Origin of the sequence: Desulfovibrio sp. 1188_IL3213 (genome assembly GCF_036763145.1) — a bacterium.
Taxonomy (GTDB): Bacteria; Desulfobacterota; Desulfovibrionia; order Desulfovibrionales; family Desulfovibrionaceae; genus Desulfovibrio.
On the sequence record NZ_JBAIYR010000262.1, the window covers coordinates 1 to 3,291 of the forward strand.

1 protein-coding gene is annotated in these 3,291 nt (G+C 57.1%); it reads right to left on the reverse strand.

The features are described 5' to 3' along the window. Window positions 1-402 precede the first annotated feature (402 nt). Entirely contained in the window at window positions 403-2,829 is a 2,427-nt protein-coding gene (locus V6C16_RS09895; protein ID WP_333543112.1) for a methyl-accepting chemotaxis protein, read from the reverse strand. Window positions 2,830-3,291 lie beyond the last annotated feature (462 nt).

A 3,291-nucleotide genomic window follows, 5' to 3' on the forward strand; every position in this document is an offset into this window, starting at 1 on the left:
CGATGGCGTACGGCTTTGCGGTTGCCGCGTGGCGGCAGGCGGGCAGGCGTGCGCCGCGAAGGATTACACGCAGTGTTGCTGCGTGGTACAGCGTCGTAATGGCGTGGTAAGAACTTTGAGAAGGGAATTCTCAAAGATGCCTTGTTTCAAGAATAGGGGAGTGCCGGATTTTTTGCTACCGTGCAGAGGAGAAAATATCCTGGGCATGCGGGTGCAGGAAAAAAAGGCATGCAATGTGCCGCGGCAGCGCGGGGTCGGGAGACAATGTGGCTCGGACAGCGGATTTATCTGCTGCCTGCCGTGGCGTATGCCAGGCGGAACGCACGCCTGCCGGAGTGTCGCAAACCAGAGCGTTCATGCGGCGCTGCGGGCAGAGAATCTTACCCGCAGCGCCGGTTAACGTCAGGAAAGTTTCATGGTCTTGAGCAGAGCGTCCAGAGTTTGGGAAAGCTCTTTCAGGCCGGAAACGGCGAGGTTGGCGTCATGCATGCCCTGGGCCGTCTTGATGCCGATTTCGTTGATCTCGTTGACTGACCGGTTGATTTCATCGCTGGTGGCGGATTGTTCTTCGCTGGCCGTGGCGATGGCGCGCACCTGGTCGGCGGTGGTATCCACCATGCTGACGATTTCTTCCAGCGCCGTGCCGGACAGGGTCACAAAGGTGGTGGCCTCTTCGATGGACTTTGTGGAGGCGTCCACAGAGTTGACGCTCTGCCCCGCGCTGCTCTGGATGGCCGTGATGGCTCTGGCGACCTCGGTGGTGGAGGCCATTGTTTTTTCCGCCAGTTTGCGCACCTCGTCAGCCACAACGGCAAAGCCTCGTCCTGCCTCGCCTGCGCGGGCCGCCTCGATGGCGGCATTGAGGGCCAGCAGGTTGGTCTGGTCGGCAATGTCTGAAATGACACTCATGATCTGGCTGATATCGGCCGCGTTTCTGTTCAGGGTGTTCATGTCGTTTTTGAGCTGAAGCGACTGGCTCTGCACCGTCTGGATGCAGTTGACAGATTTTTTTACGATTTCAGCGCCTTGTTGTGCTTTTTCGCGTGTACCCATAGCCATGTTGGCGGCCTGTTCCGCATTGCGGGCCACCTCAAGCACGGTGGAGTTCATTTCTTCCATAGCGCTGGCGGTTTCGCCCACGCGCATGGCCTGCCTTTCCGCTCCCTGATCCGACAGCGCGATGATGTGCGCCAGTTCGTGGGATGCCGCGGACAGCTTCGTGCCTACTTCTTCCACCTCGCGGGCTACTTCCATAACCTGGCGTTGGGCCTGCAGCATCTGCGTCTGGTCTGTCATGAGCGCCAGCACGGCGTCAGAGCCGTAAGGCAGGGCCGTGTAAAACATGTCGATGGGCGCGCCGCCGGAAGGATGCGACACGGTGCTCATGTCCTCTTTGCGCCCGCTGGCAAAGCACTGATCCGCAGCGCAACCCCCGGCGCAGGCATCGGCCCGGAAGTGGCCGGAGCAGGCTGTTCCGGCCATTTTTTCGGGCGCTTTGCCGCCGAGCATGCCGGCCTCATTCAGGAAACGAATTTTTCTCTGCGCATCGCGGATCATGATGGGGGAAGGTATTTTGTCGATAACCGCCAGCATGCTGCCCGCAAGGCCGTTGATGGATTCGACGATTTTTTTGAAGTCGCCCCTGAACTCCGATTCGTTGATGCTGCTGCGCAGATAGCCGTCGGCAACGCTGCCCACCGTGGCCGTCACCTGTGTTCTCATGTTTTTGCAGGTATCCGTTATTCTGGAAAGCCCGGTGTGCAGTTGCAGAAGCTCGGCGGAAAATCTTTTTGCCGACGGCAGGCAGTCAAGGTCGCCATTGGAGATGGACGTGGTGCACTGCACCATCTGATGCAGGGGTTTGCGTATGCTCTGCACGATCCACAGTGCAAGCAGCAGCAGGATTGCGGTAATGGCGGCCCCTGCCAGCAAGACCTGCTTGAGGGCCTCGTTCATGTCCGCATTGACTTCGCTTTCATTCATGAGGGCGATCATGCGCCAGCCCTGAAAGCCCTTGTACACGACAACACGTTTTTCAACGCCGTCCAGCGCAAGCGTGCCTGCTCCACCGGCGGCAAGCAGGTTTTGCAAGGCCGGAACGCCGCATTCGCTGATATTGCGGTTGACCCATGACTTGTACTGGGGGGCGGCCAGAACCATGCCGCTGTCTTCCAGCAGGATGATGGAGCCTGTCTGGCCGATTTTTATGCCTTCCACCATAGCTACAAGGGCGGAAAGGGTAATGTCGATGTCAATGACGCCCAGGAGCTTTCCGTCCGTGCCGGTAACCTTTGCCGTGACGGCGCAGGCAGGCACGCCATGCGCCGTGGTATAGGCAGAGCTTATGTTGCTGGCGCGGGAGCTTTCCATCTGCTGGCGATACCATTTTCGTGTTCTCGGATCATGCCCGGCGGGCCAGGAAGCCAGGGGATATTCAAGAAAACCGCCGTCTTCAGCACCAAGAGTAACGCTGCTGTAATTGGTATGGCTGTCTTTGACGATCTGGAATATTTCGTCCACCGCCTGTGCCTGCGGCGTCATGGCCGATCTGGGAACCTGCTGCGGTTCACTGTTGTTCGTGAAAAGGGGAAGGTGGCCGAAAGCCTCGCGCATGGCAGGCGTGGCCGCCAGCATGGTCGCGCTTTCCTGGGCCTGTTTGAAAAAAAGAGCTATATATTCATTGGTGCTTGAGAGCGCGTGTTCCATATACGCCTGCGTACTGCGCTCGTTCATGGTGTCCATTTTTCCGATCACAATCAGCACGGTGCTGCCGATACCCAGAATAATGGCGGCAAAAAAAGTCAGTAAAAACTTTGCACGAATCGTCATGGCAACGTCCTGTCGTTGTGCGTGGCTCCGGGGCATTCACAGGAAGCCGCCAAAGCCGTGCAGCGTTTTCCATACCAAAGAGCCTGACAATCAGGTCAGGCTGACTGGAAAGCCGTTGAGCGCCAAACTGGACCGGGCAGGGTGTATGCGCGTTACGTACAAACAAAAATCGGATTGCCGAATGTGAACTTTAGAGCAGATTAACTTTGAGAATGTACATTCTCAAAGTTTAAGTCACGCTCGCTTCGGCGTTTAACCGCGCAGATAAACTGCGCTTACGCCTCCGTAGCGAACGTCTGCTTACGCAGCCGTCCGAGCAATTTCAAAGTGAAATTGCTCTAGCTGTAGAGTGATGGGATGGTCCCGCCCGCATAAATTGGCTACCCTAGGGTATGGAAAACCTCAGAAAGGGAACCATCCCATGAAGATCATTACTACCATCGGCATTGATTTGGCAAAGAA

Coding starts and splice junctions, on each gene's coding strand:
- V6C16_RS09895 (WP_333543112.1), bottom strand. CDS start 2,829: ATGACGATTCGTGCAAAGTTTTTACTGACTTTTTTTGCCGCCATTATT.